The organism is Paranoxybacillus vitaminiphilus (genome assembly GCF_003259935.1).
In the GTDB taxonomy this organism is placed as follows: Bacteria; Bacillota; Bacilli; order Bacillales; family Anoxybacillaceae; genus Paranoxybacillus; species Paranoxybacillus vitaminiphilus.
Window position 1 is genome coordinate 303,833 of the sequence record NZ_QLMH01000003.1, and the last position, 18,238, is coordinate 322,070.

Here is an 18,238-nt window from a genome sequence, read left to right on the forward strand (position 1 = left end):
TGTTTTGGGTTCGTCTTCATTTCTTTTATAAGCAAGGAAGCAATTTTTATATAGATAATAAAGAGGAGGAGATTTTTATGATTCGTACATACGCTGAAGCAGTCGAATGGATTCACGGCCGTTTATCTTTCGGCATTAAGCCGGGATTGAAACGAATGGAATGGATGATGGAGCGTCTCGGGTATCCACAGCGCCGCATCAAAGCGATTCACGTTGCCGGAACAAATGGAAAAGGCTCAACCGTTTGTTATTTGCGCCATATTTTGCAGGAAGCAGGCTATTCCGTTGGTACATTTACCTCACCGTATGTCGAGCAGTTTAATGAGCGAATCAGCGTAAACGGGACACCGATTCGTGATGAAGAAATTGTTGAACTGGTCAACGTCATTAAGCCGCTCGTTGAAGAAGTGGAACAAACAGAGCTAGGGGCGCCGACCGAATTTGAAGTGATTACGGCGATGGCGATGTACTATTTCGGAAAAATGAACATTCAAGATGTGGTTATTTTCGAAGCGGGGCTTGGCGGCCGTTTTGATTCAACAAACGTGATTTATCCGATTATCTCCGTGATTACCAATGTCGGTTTTGATCATACAAATATACTGGGAGATACTTTAGAAAAGATTGCTTTTGAAAAAGCGGGAATCATAAAAGCGGGAGTGCCTGTCATTACTGGAGCCGAGCAGGAAGAAGCGCTGCAAGTCATTTTTGAAAAAGCAAAATCGGTTAAAGCGAAAGCCTATGTTTTAGGCAAAGATTTTGAGATTAAAGATTATGAAGCAATGGAAAACGGTGAACGGTTTTCCGTAGATACGTTATTTTCCAAATATAGAGATTTAACGATTTCCATGCTTGGTTTCCATCAAGTGAAAAATGCCGCACTCGCTGTGATGACCGCGGATTATTTAAAAACGTATTATTCATTTATCATCGAAGAAGAGGCGTTAAGAAGCGGACTGGAAAAAGCAACATGGATCGGCCGGTTTGAAAAAATTTGCGACAAGCCAACGGTGATTATTGACGGGGCGCATAATGTGGAAGGAATTAACAGCCTCGTTGAGACGGTAAAAACGCACTACCCAGACAAAAAAATTCATGTAATGTTCAGCGCCTTAAGCGACAAACCGCTCGAAAACATGATTCAGCCGCTTGCCGATATCGCTGAAACGATTACGTTTACGTCGTTTGATTTTCCAAGAGCGGCAAAGGCGGAGGAGATGTATGAGAAGTGTAAACATGAGAATAAAGCATTTAACGAAGACTGGAAACAAGTTGTCAGCGGGAAAAAGAAAGAAATAGCGAACGAAGATGTTTTACTCATTACCGGATCACTTTATTTTATCTCAGAAGTAAGATCTTTTATGTTATAACGAGCAGTTAAGAATATATAAATTTTTAATAAACTGTACAAATTATAAAACAATTGTAGGGGAAATTTTTGATATAATAGTAATAAAGTAGTATTCCTGAAATCTTAGATGAATGATTAAATATAGATTTCAATAGAAAAGGGGGGAGAGGGGGATGCAAATAAGATTAAGCAAACTTTTTAGTCTGTTTTTGATTTTTGTCATTGTGCTTAGTTCGTTGCTGTTTAATGGAGATACAATCGTACAGGCGCAAGAGAACAAAACCGGGGGCATTGAGGAAGTTAATGAACATGTGATTAGAGGATGGGCAACGTCTCCAGGAGAAGGGAATGGAGGCGGAAACACAATTGAATTTTTTATCGTTAAAGTGAAAATTAAAGGTAACAGTGCCTCTGAAGAAAGTTATCGCGTGGAGGCAACTGAAGCTCCTTCCGACAAAGGAGAGAAAAAGTATACGTTTTCCCTCGATATGACAGGCAAATGGCCTAAAAGCAGCAACCCTAATGTCACTTATGAAATTGAAGTAGATGCGTATAGAATTGTAGGGAATAGAAAAGAAGAAAAATATTTCACCTTTCCTACTCCAGCGTATGAATATCAAAAAGGAACATCAAATGTGAATAACCCTTCACTGGATTTTACAGTATCTGCTTCACAAAGCGAATATGCGAAACCGTTAAATGAAGATGCCCAAGGAAGGCTCGACGTTACATTAACCCCCCAAGGAAGAATCGACAGCATTGTCCGCCCGCCGATTGATGTTGTCTTTGTGTTTGACATATCAGGCTCAATGGATGAATTAGGAAGCAATCCGATGAAGTTTCAAAGTGCTAAACAAGCGCTCAACTCGGCAGTAGACTATTTCAAAGCAAATGCAAATCCTAACGATCGATTTGCCCTCGTTCCTTTTTCTAGTAATGTTCAATACAATAATGTCGTACCATTTCCTAGTGGAACATACGACGTCAAACAGCATTTAGATCGTATTGCGGCCACAGCGAAGGCTCTTCGTGCTAATGGTGGAACGAACTATACGCAAGCACTGCAAAATGCTCAATCGTTTTTTAACGATCCAACCCGTAAAAAATATATTATTTTTTTAACGGATGGAATGCCGACGGTTTCTAAAGCGAAGGAACGAGTTACGTATGAAGTTTGTGAAGGAATATGGTGGTGGAAGCAATGTCATGAAGTAACAGAGGATTTAGATGTTGAATATGTACTGTACGCTGACGGAAGAACAGCAGATCGAACCGTTTATTATCCAGATGGAAAGCAAACAACCACATATCGTAGTTCTACAACTTATAAAAATTTTCAAGAAAAAATCCGTACTCATGGAATTAATGTTGCCAAAGATATTGGAATAAACAATATTGCGCTTTATTCGATCGGCTTTGGTAACAATGAAGAAGTCGATATGAATTATTTAGAGAAATTATCGTCGATGACAGGCGGTCAGGCGAAACAAGGAACACCTCAAAATTTAACGGAGATTTTCCAGCAGTTTTCGAAACTGGCAACCGACCCAGTGTTAAGCGGAACAGTGAAAATTCCGTTAAAAGCGTTTAACGGAAAAGTACAGATTGTTGAAAACGAAAACGTTTGGCTTGATGACGCAAAAGAAAATGCGTATGTCACCTTTAACATCAGTTATAAAGTCGGGCAGCCGGCACCGCCACCTGTGAACATTCCCATTCCTGTCTTATTTAAAGAAAAAGGAACGTATACGTTCAATATAGAAATGACATATCGTGATGTGTACGGAGCGTTGCAGCCGACAAAGACAAAATCGGTTACCGTTGTTGTAAAAGATGAAGTTCCTCCTTCGTTTACAGGCAATGTTCGTTTACAAGGAATCACAAGGGATGTAAGCGACTTAATCAAATACGGAAGCGGCAATGGAGATTCCAATCGTTTTACTGCTCAATATTCATTAACGGCTGTTGGATATGTGGGAAGTGGTGTTACTGGTAACTTAAGCAATATTAAAATCATTCAACCCCTTCCTGAAGGAATTACCGTGATTCCTTCATCCAATGTGACCGTTTATAGCAATAATGGTATAACGTATGCCGAAATCGCTTTTCTGAACACGAATATCGATTATACGAAACTAAATAGCGCCAATCTTACAGCTAGCTTAACGTTGCAAGCGGATTGGGCAATGGAAAACATGCAATTGCCACAGGCAAAAGTTTCATTTACGGATAGTAAGTATGGCACTCGCACTTCTACATTGCCGGTAGCCCCGCAATTCATCGGCATGAAAGTACGTCTATTAGAATTTCCTGACATTTATTACGAAGGAGACATCCGCGGACTTGTTTCAAAATGGCAAGCCTCGTCAGCAAGTACGAATTTACTTGCGACAACAAAGCATCCGAACGACTACGGTCTGCTGATGCTGCCAATCAAATCGTTGGAATTCAAACCAAATAGTAAGGATTTGGTGATTATCGTTACGTATAAAAATGATCAAATCGTTGAATTGAATTTAACTCCTCGGCTGAAAATTTTTACAAACGATGGACGGGAAATAGCGAGCGGCTCTGTTGTCACGGAAGCGACAAAAGTGCGTGTAGTCGGCTTAGTGGCGGGTGAAGGTGTATCGTATGAGTATCGAGTGGAAAATGCTAAACAAGATGCGAGCTGGAAGCCGTTAAGTGCACCTTATGAAATACCAATTACCTTCGATGGGGATTCTGTTATTTTCGTCAAATCAAAAGGCGGTTTTACAAAAGGAGACGGTATTGCAACTGTTGAAATAACCTATCATAAACTCGTCAACCAAATCGTATTAGGACCGTATAAAAATGAAATGAATGTAAACGAAGTGCAGACGCTTCAAGCAACGGTCTTACCTTCTGATGCAACGAATAAAAATGTCCGATGGTCATCAAGCAATCCATCTGTTGCATCAGTGGAAAATGGCGTTGTAACTGCGCTGTCACCAGGAAATGTGACAATTTATGTTGAAGCGTTAGATGGCAGCGGTGTGACGGCAACAGCGAATATCACTGTCGTTGACCCGACGGTGCCGTTAGAGAGCATCCAATTTAAACAACCGTCGTTAAATTTAAATATTGGTGAACGGATACGTGTTGCTTCATTGCTACAGTTTAATCCGTTCGACGCAACGAACAAACAGCTGGCGTCCGTATTGTCTTCTGATTCGCAATATGTCGAAATAAAGAAAGAAAATGGCGAATGGTACATTTATGCGAAAGATTACGGATATGCAACAGTAACGGCTGTTGCTGAGGAGAAACAGCCATCTGGTCAAGAAATAAAAGATTCGATTGTCATTATTGTTACGAAATCCGGAAACAGTTCCGACGGAGGCAACAATGGAGGAAATAACGGAGATATGCCAAGGGGAAGATGGTGACAAAAATAAAGAGGCTTGATCCAATAAGTGTCTGCCCCCTACGTGATTGGGACTGTCTCATAAGGGTCTGACCTCACGCGTGTTTCACAATATATAGTTCATTGATCCAACATGATGTCCTATATATTGTGCTGCGGGGTCTGACCCTGGAGCTTTTGAGACAGCCTTTTTATTCCATTACAATTTCATCAGGAATGACTTGCAAATAATCCACAACAGGCAAGGCATCAATGCGTTTTAGCAGCACTTTTTTATCATACTTTACGTTGAATCGGGAATATTTTCCCGTTTGGAGGTTCGGCTGATTTCCGTCGCCGGCCATCCGTTTTAAATCTTCTTCATTTCCCGCTTGTCCGCCGCGAATGGCGTTAATCTCTAAATGGTTGCGGGCAAACAATCCTCCTTCAATATAAAACAAGGAGCCTACACCGTACAGTTTCGCGTTTTCATGCGTATAGAAAAATGCTTTCAGCGGTTTAATTGTATTTGTATTGTCAGTTACTTCTCCTTTAAAGTCATCCGGCTCATTCATATTCGGAAAATTTTTAAATTCGTTAATGCGCGTAATCGTCAAATCCTCCCCCGATAACAGCACGAGCTGCTTATCATTGTTGTCGGCGCCGAAAATATTCACATTGGAAATAAACGATTGTCCATTTACATAAATGACGGAATCAAAAATAAAATCATCGTCTTCATTTTTATTTAAATCATCATTTCCGAGTATGAACAAATCTCCGTTTGTGATGATATTTCCGCGCACAGTGAAAGGCCGATTATTTGTAACGAATTTCGTGTTTCCGTACACAAAGACATTTCCGGTGCTTTGGCTCGCTGTAAAGCTATCGTTTGAAGAGTTTTCTTCACCGATTTGAAAATCTGTATAATTAATAATTTCAAGATTTCCGCCAATGATCATGCTGTTTTTTACGAATCCCTTTTTTACAGAAGAGGAATGATTTCCTCTAAAATTGGCAATCGTCACATCGCCTGTTGCATATAAATTGCCAATCTCCAAATCGCCGTAATTCGTAATGGTAATATCTCCGTTTACAATTAAACTAGGGATTGTTAACGAACGGGTATTGCTTAAAATCGCATCTCCATCTATTTTTAAAGGCTTTGATAATTCGAGATTGGAAGTGTTAGACAGTTTCATCGACTGACCGGGATTTTTCCACTTTAAAACCGTCATTGGCGTAACTGGAAGGTCTTTTAAGTCAACCGTATCTGCATCATCATCATCATCAGAAAGCGGCAAAAGCGTCGGCTGTGATGTCGAAAAGAAATCGGTTATATAGCTGTTAAAATACGTTGTAAAGTTCTCGTCACTGTATTGGAGCGTTCCATCTATTTTTTGCAGCAATTCATCAGCTTGTGTATGAAATGTTTTTGGGAAGTTTACATCAATAAAATCGCTATGATTTTTTAATGTAGGAACTTTTTGGTTGTAAAAGTGATCAGCGGTTAATACAGGCTGCAAATCTCTTCCTTGCGAATAAACATCGCCGAAAATTGAAGGATACGGTGTTGGAATTTCTAGCCATTCATCATTAGGTGTACAAAACTTATTAGTTGGGCAAAACTTTGCATTTTGCGAGATTTTTAAATCGTTAGCGAATACATTCCCGAGAATGTTCGGCGATCCGTTAATCTCCAATCCTGCATTGCTTCCTTCCCCTGCCGAACCGATGGCATACTGTAAAAAGCTCGGTGTAGGCGAGAGAATAACGTTTCTTTTAAATGTCCGCTCAATCTTTTTGTCCGGGTCTTGAACAGTTAAGCGAATTTCTAATACTCTTGTAAATTGCGTTTCCTTATCAATGTTGTATTCAGGATAATGAATGTCGCTGCTAATAACTTCAATGCGTAACGATTTTACAATAGGATTCGTTTTGTAAGCTTGTTCAAGCTTATCGATCACGTTGTGAAGATTCACATCAAAAGACGCATTCACTCTTCCGTTTACTTTTGTTAGATCAATTTTATACATCGGATCGGGATCTTTTAACGCTATCTTTAAATCAGCAATCATTTCTTCCATCAGCTTCCGGGCTTGATAGATGACATCTACGTCGGTTTTTCTTATTTCTGTCCGCAGTGAACCTCCAATGGTCGCTGAAAGAATAGCCAGTCCAAGCGTCATAAAAATGAGCGCCACAAGCAATACGGTAATTAAACTTGAGCCTTTTTCAGTCTTTATCATTTTTATCACCTTTAAAACCCAAAATGACTTTCCAGATTTAACACTTTCTTTGTTCTTTCATGTGATGCACGTAAATGAATATTAATCAGTGCCTGTTTACATTTTCCGTTGTCTTCTGTTTGTGAGCAATCGAAAGTAATAGAAGAATTTTTAAAATCTGCCTTTGTGTCGATAATGGTTTCATCAATTTGAATTTTGTAGGCTCCATCTTCTGTTTCGACAATTTTAATTTCTTTCATTTCGCTGCTGTTTTTCGTTGCTTCTTTATTTACATCTATCATATCGTTGTATTTCTCAATTCCGACATATTTGCTGTCTTCGACTCTGATACAAGTTCCTTGTGGTGCATTAGGGCAATATTCAATATAATCAAAAGGGATCGAATACAGTTCATTCATAATCATCGTGACAACGTAGTCGGCGTCATCGCGCAGCTGCCCTTCAACAGCGATTTGCTCGTACAATTTAAGCCCTGTAATGAATACTCCGTAAATCGTTGAAAGAGTGATTGCGGAAATAACGAGTGCCGCCAAAACTTCTATTAAAGTTAAACCTTTTTCGTCAAATAACAGAAATTTAGCGAATGTCTTCACTTGTCAAAACCCCCTTTAACTGTGTGGATTGTTCGATGTTGCCATGCTTCCACGTTACTTTGACAACGAGAGGAATAAAATAATTGGCGTAATCACTGTTATTGTTTTTAGGGGGCTCTGTTTCAATTGTAACATTGTATTTTCTGTCATTAATTTGTATGTCGCTGCAGCCAGAAAGTGGGGAAGTATTCGAATCGATTAAAGTGTACCGAGCGCTTCCGTTATGTTCACAGACTAAAAGTTGAAGCTGACCGTTATTGCCTAAACTTGCAAATTTTTCTTTGATTTCGATGAAATTTTGTTTTTCCATATACATTAATGCATTCCGCGCGACATTAATTCCAATCGTTTTATCTTCGTTCAAAACCGTGTATAAATACGCTTGTTTAAACAAAGTCATGACGCCAAGCATCACAATTCCCAAAATCGTAATGGATAACATCGTTTCAATTAACGTTAAACCTTTATCATTTTTTAGAAATTTTGTCATAGGCATTTGCATACCCTTCTTTCAAAATATGTAACTTTATTATACAATATGTTAGAGTCGAAAATGGTTTGATTTATGTTGAATTTTTGTGGAATTTTACATATAACCGGTGAGGTTTCCCGAAGAGGGGTGATAGATTGAAGCCGTTTTTATTTGCGTTTGCTGCGCTTATTGTTCTCATCCCTATTTTATTTGTCTTACCGCTCGGTTTCAATCGGCGCGGAAAGCTGATCATTGTTGTTGTTTCGTTCTGTTTAGCCTCTTTTGGTTTATTGGCAAAATCGATATTGCCGCTTTGGCAAGTCGCCTTGCTATTACTGCTGTTGGCGCTGCCCGTTGCGTATTTGCTTGATAAGCGGCTCGGCCATCTCTTATATGCTGCACAAGAACAAGAGGCAGAAGATGATTTAGCACAAATTTTCGCTCCATCATTATCATCTGTAGAAAGCGGAGAAGCTGAAGAAAAAACAATTGTAGAAGAACAGATGAATGATGACGGGCAGCCTATTAAAGATGCAACCGCAGAACCGGTACCGGCTTTACCTGCCATTGATATGACAGAATCACAGTTAGAAAGTGAACAACAAAATGATTCGGCAGAAGAAAAATGGCCTGTTTTTGAAGATGATGACCGAGATGATCATATAGAAGTTGATGAAGAAATTCAGTTTCTCGAGAATCGTTTGCAATGGCTGGAACCATCATCCGAACCGCTTGCGAATTATGATAAAGAAGGAGATGATATCGCTAGTCATCTGAGTGAAATAGAAACATGGCTTTTGGAGGAAGAGAAAAGAGAATCAGTTCATGAGGAAGCCGTTACGAATGGGGCCATTGAAAGTGCAAACTCAAATGACATGAACGTGTCTGAATCCGAGACATTTATCGGAGAATCTGCTATTTTAGCCGATAATGATTTCATTCCGGAATTGAATTTTGAAGATGATCGAACACATATGGACGTTGAGCAGCAAGATGAAGAGCACTTGGATAAAGGAGATGTTTTAACTGTGAAAGAGCATGGTGGAATCTCAAGTGCGGTTGTTGATAAGCGGCTTCATAAGTAAAGGAGGCGTTTTTCTGTGAGAAATAAAGCTGTCGTGAAGTTATTTCTTGTCATCGTTTTAAGTACAACGTATTTAATCAGTTTCTCACAAATCGGCGCCTTTGCTTATGAGTCTATTTTTCTTAAACATAATCGGTTTGCTGAAGGCACAATGATCGGTTCAGTGGATGTTTCCGGTTTATCAAAAAAAGAGGCAATCAATAAGATTGTTCAACATGTGAATGAGTGGAAAGCTGTCCAACGCATGACGATTGCCTACCAAGAAAGAAAGGAAGCCATTCCCGCGGACCTTTTTGCATTTCAAATTGAACAAAGCATTGAGCAGGCTGTAGATGGACAGAAGTCACAGCTTTTTGTTGGACTGGATGAAAAGCAATTACATTTTCTTATTTCGAGAGTGGTCGGGGAAAACTTCATTTCATTGTTTGATATCGAACGGCTAAAACATGACATAATTGAAACGGCGGCTGCATTGAAAGCCAATCTTGGACCGCTTGAAATGGCTGATTATGTCATCAAAGAGCAAGGCATCGGACAAAAAATCATAAGTGAAGCGGTAATTACGAATTTACAAGGCAATCATTCGGAAGTTTTAGCGTGGATTTCTAAACATCCGACGATTGAAATTAAAGAGAAAAGCCAGTTTTCCCTAGCAAACTATTTTAAGGAGCAAAGCGATTCGCTTTCTTCTGAAGGGATGAGCCTAATCGCTTCCGCTATTTATCAAACCGTTTTGCCGACAAATTTTACAATTATGGAACGGCATACAAGCAGAGAATTACCAAACAGCATTCCGATTGGCTATGAAGCGAAAGTCGATCAACAAAACAGAGATTTTATTTTCTATAATCCAAACTCAAGCTCATATACTCTAGAGCTGCAAGCGCTGAATAAAGGTTTTAAAGTTGCTTTAAAAGGATTGCCGTTTGTCAATAAATATGTGATTAAGCTGGACGAAGTTGAATATTTCGAGCCGAAAACGATTATTCAATACAGCCCGGCATTACAGCCGAATGAAACAAGATTGAAGCAAGAAGGAAAACAAGGAATGTTAGTGAAAGTAAAGAAACAAGTTTATGACGAACAGAATCACTTGCTGAAAACAGAGCTTATTGCCGAAGATTTTTATCCTCCGGTGCATAAAATTGAAATTCATGGATTAGATATTGGCATCAGCACGGAAAGCGGAGTGACGAATTCAGAAAATGATTCGATGCTAAATAATAACAACGGGCAAAATGAACAACAAAAAACGGCTCCAACTGACGATGGAAATGAAAGTATCCATCAAGACAGTACACAGGACAGTTCGACAGATAATCAAGGTGAAATTTATGAAAAGTAGGGATGATCGTGAAGCAGCGACAAGAGCGAAAACGGTTAGGTGATTTGTTAGTTGAAGCTGGATTGATTACGCCGGAGCAATTGCAGGAGGCGCTAAAAGAGAAAGCGCCGGGTCAAAAGCTCGGAGATGCGCTCTTGCAGCGCGGATATATTACGGAACAACAGTTAATTGAAGTGCTCGAATTTCAATTGGGCATTCCTCATGTCAGTTTATATCGTTATCCGATTGACCCGAAGCTGACAAATCTTGTCCCAAAGGAATTTGCGAAGCGCCATATGGTCATGCCGTTAAAAGCGGAAGGAGACCGATTGCTTGTGGCAATGGCCGATCCGATGGATTTTTTCGTCATCGATGATTTACGCCTTTCGACTGGGTTTCATATTGAGACCGCGATTGCTTCAAAGGACGATATTTTGCGCGCGATTAACAAATATTACGACATCGACGAGTCGGTGGAAGATTTTTTACGAATGACTCCGGTGCCTGAAACGGTTGAGGAAGAACGGGTGATCGAAGAAGACTCGCCGATTGTCCGCCTTGTCAATCAAATTTTACAATTAGCAGTCGAGCAACGGGCAAGCGATATTCATATCGACCCGCAAGAAACAAAAATATTGATTCGCTATCGCGTTGACGGAGTGTTGCGTACCGATCGCGCGCTGCCAAAACATATGCAAAGCGTATTAACGGCTAGAATCAAAATTTTGGCAAACATGGATATAACCGAGCACCGCATCCCGCAAGACGGCCGGATTAAAATCAACTTAGACTTCCATCCGATTGATTTGCGCGTTTCTACGTTACCGACGATTTATGGAGAAAAAATTGTGATGCGCGTCCTTGATTTAGGGGCGGCGCTTAATGATATTCATAAACTGGGATTTAATAAATTAAATTTGCAGCGGTTTACCGAACTGATTGAAAAACCAAACGGAATTGTCTTAATTACCGGGCCGACCGGTTCTGGGAAATCGTCTACTCTTTATGCGGCATTAAATCATTTAAACAGTGAAGAAGTCAACATTATTACAATTGAAGATCCCGTTGAATATCAGTTGGAAGGAATTAACCAAATTCAAGTAAATCCGAACGTTGGGCTGACGTTTGCCCAAGGATTGCGCTCCATTTTGCGGCAGGACCCAAATATTATTATGGTCGGGGAAATTCGTGACAGGGAAACGGCGGAAGTCGCGGTTCGCGCTGCCCTCACTGGACATTTAGTGTTAAGCACGCTTCATACAAATGATGCATTAAGCACTGTCACGCGGCTCATTGATATGGGGATTGAACCGTTTCTTGTTGCTACTTCTCTTAACGGGGTTGTTTCACAACGGCTCGTCCGCCGCATATGCCGCGATTGCCAGCAGGAGCAGGAACCGACAAAACGAGAAATTGAAATTTTTGCCAAACGTGGTCTGAAAATTGAAAAGTTGATTCGCGGCCGCGGCTGCCCGATGTGCAATATGACCGGGTATAAAGGCCGTATCGCGCTTCATGAGCTGCTCGTCATGACAGATGAAATGCGCCGTGTTATTTTAAATAAGGAACCGTTTTTGAAACTGCACGAGCTCGCCATAAAAAATAAAACGATTTTTTTGATTGATGATGGTTTACTGAAGGTAAAACAAGGTTTGACGACGCTCGAAGAAGTATTGAAAGTGGCCATTTTAAGCTAAAGGTGAGAATGATGAAACAAAGACTAGAGCATTTGTTGCGTGCGGCTTTTGAACTTAAAGCATCAGACTTGCATTTGACGGTCGGTGTTCCGCCGATTATGCGGATTAACGGTGAGCTAAAAAAATACGGCCAAGACGTGTTGCGGCCGGAAGATACAGAAGCGATGGCAAAAGCGATTATTCCGGAAGGATTATGGCAGCAGTTTCAAGAAAAAGGAGAGCTTGACTTTTCTTATGGGATTCCGGGAATTTCCCGTTTTCGTGTCAACACGTATAAACAGCGTTCGTGCGTGTCGCTTGCTGTGCGTGTGATCCCGACGAAAATTCCGACAATTGATGAGCTGCAATTGCCGGAGGTGCTGAAGCGGATTGCGCATAAACCTCAAGGGCTTGTGCTCGTGACAGGACCGACCGGGAGCGGAAAATCGACAACGCTGGCAGCGATGATTGATTATATGAATCGCACAATGCGGAAGCATATTATCACACTTGAAGATCCGATTGAATATTTGCATAAGCATGGAAACTGCATCATTGACCAGCGTGAAGTCGGCTTTGACACGAACAATTTTGCCAACGGTTTGCGTGCAGCGCTGCGGCAGGACCCGGATATCATTTTAGTTGGGGAGATGCGCGACTTAGAGACGATTCACACGGCGATTACAGCGGCAGAAACGGGTCACCTTGTCCTTGGAACGTTGCATACCTCAAGCGCACCGGCAACAATCGACCGGATTATTGACGTCTTTCCGCCGGCACAGCAGTCACAAATTCGCATTCAGCTCGCTTCCGTACTAGTGGCGATTATTTCGCAACGTCTATTTCCTAACGTGCAAAAAACGGGACGGGTCGCGGCAACAGAAATTTTAATTAATAACTCGGCAGTGGCCAACTTAATCCGTAACGAAAAAATTCATCAAATTATGAATGTCATGCAAACAAGCCGTGCTTTAGGGATGCATACGCTAGAAATGAGCATTAAGGAACTGCTGCAGGCAGGCCTGATTTCCAAAGAGGCAGCCGAGCCTTATTTAATGCAGGAGCGTGGCGAATAAAATGGCACAGTTTAAATATGAAGGCCGCGACGTGCACGGAAGAAAACAAAGAGGAGTCATTACGGGTATATCGAAACGGGAAGCGATACTGAAACTGCGCGAAAAAGGAATTAAAGTGATTGAAATCAATGAAGTTCCGGAAACGATATTAAATAAAGAAATTACGTTCGGCAAACCTGTCAAATTAAAAGATTTTGTCATTTATTTGAGGCAATTTTCCACCCTGCTCAAAGCAGGTGTTTCTGTTGTTGATTCGACAAGGATATTGGCAAGCCAAACAGAAAGCAAAGCGCTGAAAAAAGCGCTTGCCGATGTTGAAGAGGAGCTCCGCGCTGGCAATCCGCTATCAGCGGCAGCCGCGAAGCATAAACGAATTTTTCCGACGATGTTCGTTAATATGATTAAAGCAGGCGAGGCGGGCGGAAACATGGACGAGACGCTTGATCGGTTGGCCGATCATTTCGAAAAAGTGCATCGGACAAGACAAAAAGTCATTTCCGTTCTCGCATATCCATTTATTGTTTGCATAATTGCCATCACCGTAGTCATCTTTTTGTTAGTTGCCGTTGTACCAACGTTTGTACAAATGTTTGTAGATTTTGGCGCCGAGCTTCCGGCAATTACAAAATTTGTCTTAAAGTCTAGTGAATTTATGCAATCATATTGGTGGTTTGTGATTTTGGCAATGATTTCGGTTTATGTGCTGTTCGTGCTGTTAAAAAAACGGAAGGAAACGAAATATTATATTGACTATATGATGCTGAGGATGCCGATTTTTGGAAAAATGCTACAAAAAGCGGTGCTAGCAAGAATGGCGCGGACATTAAGCTCGCTCTTTTCCAGTTCGGTGCCGATTTTGCAGGCGCTCACGATTGTCGCCGATGTTGTTGACAACGAAGTGATAGCGAAGGTGATTGAACAATCACGAGATTCACTTGAACGCGGTCAATCGTTGACGGAACCGATGAAAAAGCATTGGGTCTTTCCGCCGCTTGTAACGCAAATGATTGCGATTGGCGAGGAAACAGGGGCGTTGGATGCAATGCTCGCTAAAGTGGCTGACTTTTATGAAGCGGAAGTGGAAACGGCAACAGACCGGTTGAAATCGCTTATTGAACCGATCATGATCGTCTTTTTAGCCGGTATTGTCGGAACAATTGTTACATCGATTTTAGTGCCGATGTTTGACATTTTTAATCAAATTCAACAATAATCTGCATAATAAATATTTTCAACGCATGAATAAATATTGTAAAATGGTAATAGTAAAAAAGTCTTATAATAAAGAGAGGAGAGGGGAATATGTTTAAGCGTTTTTTAAAGAACCAAAAAGGTTTGACGCTGATTGAACTGTTGGCTGTTGTTGTGATTTTAGGGATTATTTCGGCGATTGCCATTCCGAGTATCGGAGGGTTAATTGACAACTCGAAAAAAGATGCGCATGTGGCGAACGCGCAGCAAATGATTAATGCGGCGAAAATTGCGGTGACAAGTGATAAAGGGATAGTGCCAGGTAAAGGTAAAAGTATTTATTTGAATCTAGCATACCTAGAAGAAAGATATTTAGAAACTGTGAAAGATCCAGATGGTGGTACTTACACAAAAGCAACTGCCAATACTCCTAGTGCTGTGGACACATCTAGTTTTACGGAACCTTCAAATGACTCTTACGTAGTTATTTCTGCCGATAATAATAATAAATTAAGTTATAAAGTAAAATTAGTGAATTCATCACGCGGAGTTCAAACCGGTGGACAAGGTAATGCTGCAGGGAAAGCTGTTGCAGAGACTGATTTAAGTCGTGAAAATGTAAGATAACTTTTGTAATTTAGGTAGATAAAGATGCAAGAGTATTTTTATTATATCTCTATCATCTCTCTCCTCCTCGGTTCCTTCTTTAACGTCGTTGGTTTGCGCGTTCCGAGGGGGGAGTCGATTGTCAAGCCGCGTTCGCATTGCCCGGGCTGTAAGCGCACGCTTACGGCTTGGGAGCTTATTCCTGTTTTATCATATGTTGTTCAAGGCGGAAAGTGCCGCGGTTGCGGCAGCCGCATTTCGCGGGTTTACCCGTTCATAGAGCTGGCTACGGCGATTCTTTTTACGATTTCACCGCTTTTGGTGGGATGGTCAAAGGAATTAGTGATTAGCTGGACGCTCATTTCTTTGTTGATGATTATTGTTGTTTCTGATATTCACTATATGGTTATTCCTGATAAAGTGCTGCTGTTTTTTGCAGTCATTTTTATTATGGAGCGTATTTTTATTCCATTGGACCCATGGTGGGATTCGCTTGTCGGAGCGATGATTGGATTTTCGCTTCTTCTGTTGATCGCTTTTTTCAGCAAGGGCGGCATGGGAGGAGGCGATATTAAACTATTTGCCCTGCTCGGTTTTGTGTTAGGGGGGAAAATGGTGCTGCTCGCCTTTTTCTTTTCTACGCTTTACGGCACCATCTTTGGACTGATTGGGATGGCATTTGGCAAAGTGCGCCGCGGCGAGCCGATGCCGTTCGGTCCTTATATCTCAATCGGAACGCTTACTGTTTACTATTTTGGACAAATGATCATCGATTGGTACAGACAGTTCATTTTGTTTTAATGTGAGGCGAACATATGAAAATGTTCAAATGGTTTCAACGGCATCAAAGAATCGCAAACATTGTTATGAAAGACCATGTTATTCGTTATTTAGAATTAAAGCAAACGAATCCGCTTATATTATCCCGCTGTGAAGAGCGCTATCTTCCAAGCGGCATTATTCAGGAAGGAAAAATTGTCGACGAGGAAATATTGGCAACGATATTAGAAGAATGCGTTTCCGATTGGAAAATAAAAAACCGCCGCGTCCGCTTTATCGTTCCAGATCCGGTCGTTGTAATTCGCTCTATTTCTCTTCCAAAAGAATTGGAAGATGATGAAATTCGCAGCTATTTATTTATGGAATTGGGAACAACGATTCATCTGCCGTTTGAAGAACCGGTATTTGACTATACGATTGTTGAACGGACGAAAGAAAAGCTCGTTATTTTATTATTTGCTGCACCGGAGCATATAGTCAAAAGCTATTCGGAGCTGCTCGAAGAAGTGAAGCTCCGCCCGATTGCTGCTGATATTTCACCTTTATGTATATACCGTTTATTTCACGCTGCCGATCAAGCGAAAAAAGAAGATCATTTATTGCTTGTGCAAGTTGATTTATCGGCGGTTAATGTGAGCGCTTTTCATCAACATCGTCCCATTTTTATGCGCCAGCTGTTATTTGAACCGGAATTTGACCAATGGGAAAAGAAAACGGATGCATTCGGCAGCATTGCTTTAGAATGGCAAGGGGAGGAAGAGGAGCCGCTTCGCCAACTGGAAGATGTATATAAAGAAATTGAGCGGGTGATGAGCTTTTACCGCTTTTCCATTCAGCAGGGAAATGCACAAATTTCCCGGATTTTACTAACAGGTGACCATCCGTATTTATCGCAAATTTATGCAGCGATGCGTGAGCGCTTTGACATTTCTGTTGACATTTTATCTGAGAATGTCATTGCTTCTGCCAACCGTAAAACAATTTCGCCATCCTATCATCTTGCATTAGGATTAGCGTTAAAAGAGGGAACTTCGTAATGTTGGTCGAAATTAACCTGCTACCGAAAAAAGAACGAAAAAATGCCGCTTTATTGTTTATTTTATTCATTACCCTGTTTTTTGCCGCAATCGGCAGCGCTGTTTTTTATTTCTATATGCAAAGGGCCGAACAGAAAATCGAATCGTTGACAAAGCAGATTGAGCAAATTAAAACATTAAGAATAACAGAGGAACAAAAATTGGCTAATACCGAGTCGCTTACAGCTGTTCAAGATTTAGAAAATGCCGTGAATTGGGCGAAAGACTATCCGATTAAAACGGTTCTCCTTCTTAAAGAATTATCGAAATTGCTGCCGGAACGCGGCTTTATGATGAACTTTTCTTATGAAGAAGCCGGATCGATTCAGTTAACGGTTCAATTTGATACGAGCCGGGAGGCGGCGTATTATTTGAAAGCTTTATCTGATGCCGAGTTTGTCGCGGAGGCATATCTTGCAAGTCTTACTGTGGAAGAGAAAAAAGATTATATCAGCTCAACTAACGAAAATAAAACAAACGAAATGAAAAATGTTCTTCCGCGCTATATTGGCCAATATCAAATAAAGGTGAACAAAGAGGTATTGAAAAAACTGGAAAAGGAGGAGCGGCAATGAGTCTTCTATTGTCTAAACGGCAACTGTTGCTGCTTCTCGGCATATTCATCACCATGGGCCTTGCTTTTTTTGTGCTTTATTCATATATTTTGAAACCGATGCATGAGCGGATTGAGCAGCTGCAGCAAACGCTTTCGACTGAACAACAATTGCTTGATGCAACAAGGGAGCAGACTGCCCAACAAGAAACAGAAATAACGGAAAGTGTCGTTGAATTGCAAAAAAGAGTGCCTGTAAAGCCGATGGTCGAACAGCTATTGCTTGATTTAGAACGGGCGGAAGTTGTTTCAGATAGTTTTATATCAAGCATTTCCTTTACTGAAGATTCAGAGGTGACAACGCAGCCTTCTGCTTCTGAAAGCGATACGGACGCTGCAGCGGAACAGCCGCAAAGTTCATCTGTGGCGGAACAGTTGAATACAGGAATCCAATCTGTACAAAAGCAGGGAAATGAACAGCAGCCCAATCAGCCTGCGATTCCGCTTCCGAACGGGTTAAAAAGCATTTCTGCGACGCTTACGGTACAATCGCCGACTTATTATCATTTAGAGCGCTTTTTAGAAACGCTTGAAGGATTAAAGCGGATCGTTTCGGTCCAATCATTATCATTTGCCGGAAATCAAGAAGTAACTTCTGCTGCGGCAGAAATCAAACCGTTAACTTATTCATTGACAGTGGCTGCGTTTTATTATCCAAGCCTTGCTGATTTACAGGATAAAGTTCCGCCTCTTGATGTTCCGCCGCCAAGCGAAAAGCGGAACCCGCTGACAGAAATGCTGCCTCATTCAGATAAGGAAGATAAGAGAGCGCCATAGAGG

Annotated in this window: 15 protein-coding genes; 12 read left to right on the forward strand and 3 right to left on the reverse strand. The window is 41.1% G+C overall.

All coding sequences use genetic code 11. The annotated features are described in order from the left end of the window. Nucleotides 1-77 precede the first annotated feature (77 nt). Entirely contained in the window at nt 78-1,370 is a 1,293-nt protein-coding gene (locus tag B0I26_RS06350; protein ID WP_111644620.1) for a bifunctional folylpolyglutamate synthase/dihydrofolate synthase, read from the forward strand. Nucleotides 1,371-1,524: 154 nt separating this feature from the next. Beyond that, on the forward strand, nt 1,525-4,761 hold the full coding sequence (locus tag B0I26_RS06355; protein ID WP_111644621.1) for a VWA domain-containing protein: 3,237 nt from the start codon (nt 1,525-1,527) through the stop codon (nt 4,759-4,761). Nucleotides 4,762-4,930: 169 nt separating this feature from the next. Here B0I26_RS06355 and B0I26_RS06360 read toward each other — a convergent pair whose 3' ends face one another. Genes B0I26_RS06360 through B0I26_RS06370 form a run of 3 tightly spaced genes read right to left on the reverse strand, consistent with a single transcriptional unit; the run spans nt 4,931 to nt 8,056 of the window. Next, nucleotides 4,931-6,967: a hypothetical protein gene (locus B0I26_RS06360; RefSeq protein ID WP_111644622.1), complete on the reverse strand. Its 2,037-nt coding sequence runs from the start codon at nt 6,965-6,967 to the stop codon at nt 4,931-4,933. A gap of 11 nt (nt 6,968-6,978) precedes the next feature. Further along, nucleotides 6,979-7,560, reverse strand: coding sequence for a PilW family protein (locus tag B0I26_RS06365; protein ID WP_111644623.1), 582 nt, complete (start codon nt 7,558-7,560; stop codon nt 6,979-6,981). Further along, nucleotides 7,544-8,056, reverse strand: coding sequence for a type IV pilus modification PilV family protein (locus B0I26_RS06370; RefSeq protein WP_181502742.1), 513 nt, complete (start codon nt 8,054-8,056; stop codon nt 7,544-7,546). The genes B0I26_RS06365 and B0I26_RS06370 overlap by 17 nt, the downstream gene beginning before the upstream one ends. A gap of 131 nt (nt 8,057-8,187) precedes the next feature. Here B0I26_RS06370 and B0I26_RS06375 point away from each other — a divergent pair, with 131 nt between their 5' ends. The 10 genes from B0I26_RS06375 (at nt 8,188) to B0I26_RS06420 (ending at nt 18,235) form a co-directional block, all read left to right on the forward strand. Beyond that, nucleotides 8,188-9,117 (forward strand): hypothetical protein, encoded by a 930-nt coding sequence (locus B0I26_RS06375; protein WP_111644625.1) that lies wholly within the window; start codon nt 8,188-8,190, stop codon nt 9,115-9,117. 15 nt (nt 9,118-9,132) lie between these two features. Beyond that, nucleotides 9,133-10,461, forward strand: coding sequence for a VanW family protein (locus tag B0I26_RS06380; RefSeq protein ID WP_111644626.1), 1,329 nt, complete (start codon nt 9,133-9,135; stop codon nt 10,459-10,461). A gap of 8 nt (nt 10,462-10,469) precedes the next feature. Further along, nucleotides 10,470-12,137 carry a GspE/PulE family protein gene (locus B0I26_RS06385; protein ID WP_111644658.1) on the forward strand — a complete coding sequence of 556 codons (1,668 nt, stop codon included), beginning with the start codon at nt 10,470-10,472 and terminating at the stop codon, nt 12,135-12,137. 11 nt (nt 12,138-12,148) lie between these two features. Beyond that, nucleotides 12,149-13,192 (forward strand): type IV pilus twitching motility protein PilT, encoded by a 1,044-nt coding sequence (locus tag B0I26_RS06390; RefSeq protein WP_111644627.1) that lies wholly within the window; start codon nt 12,149-12,151, stop codon nt 13,190-13,192. A gap of 1 nt (nt 13,193) precedes the next feature. After that, a complete protein-coding gene (locus B0I26_RS06395) occupies nt 13,194-14,405 on the forward strand; it encodes a type II secretion system F family protein (RefSeq protein WP_111644628.1) in 1,212 nt (403 codons plus the stop codon). Nucleotides 14,406-14,494: 89 nt separating this feature from the next. Further along, a complete protein-coding gene (locus B0I26_RS06400) occupies nt 14,495-15,010 on the forward strand; it encodes a type II secretion system protein (RefSeq protein WP_111644629.1) in 516 nt (171 codons plus the stop codon). A 24-nt stretch (nt 15,011-15,034) separates the two neighbouring features. After that, nucleotides 15,035-15,790 (forward strand): prepilin peptidase, encoded by a 756-nt coding sequence (locus B0I26_RS06405; protein WP_111644630.1) that lies wholly within the window; start codon nt 15,035-15,037, stop codon nt 15,788-15,790. A gap of 14 nt (nt 15,791-15,804) precedes the next feature. Then, the gene (pilM, locus tag B0I26_RS06410; RefSeq protein WP_181502744.1) at nt 15,805-16,806 is read left to right on the forward strand and encodes a type IV pilus biogenesis protein PilM; all 1,002 of its coding nucleotides are present in this window, start codon (nt 15,805-15,807) and stop codon (nt 16,804-16,806) included. Continuing rightward, on the forward strand, nt 16,806-17,420 hold the full coding sequence (locus B0I26_RS06415; protein ID WP_111644631.1) for a fimbrial protein: 615 nt from the start codon (nt 16,806-16,808) through the stop codon (nt 17,418-17,420). Before pilM ends, B0I26_RS06415 begins: the two co-directional genes overlap by 1 nt. Further along, nucleotides 17,417-18,235, forward strand: coding sequence for a pilus assembly protein PilO (locus B0I26_RS06420; protein WP_111644632.1), 819 nt, complete (start codon nt 17,417-17,419; stop codon nt 18,233-18,235). Before B0I26_RS06415 ends, B0I26_RS06420 begins: the two co-directional genes overlap by 4 nt. Nucleotides 18,236-18,238 lie beyond the last annotated feature (3 nt).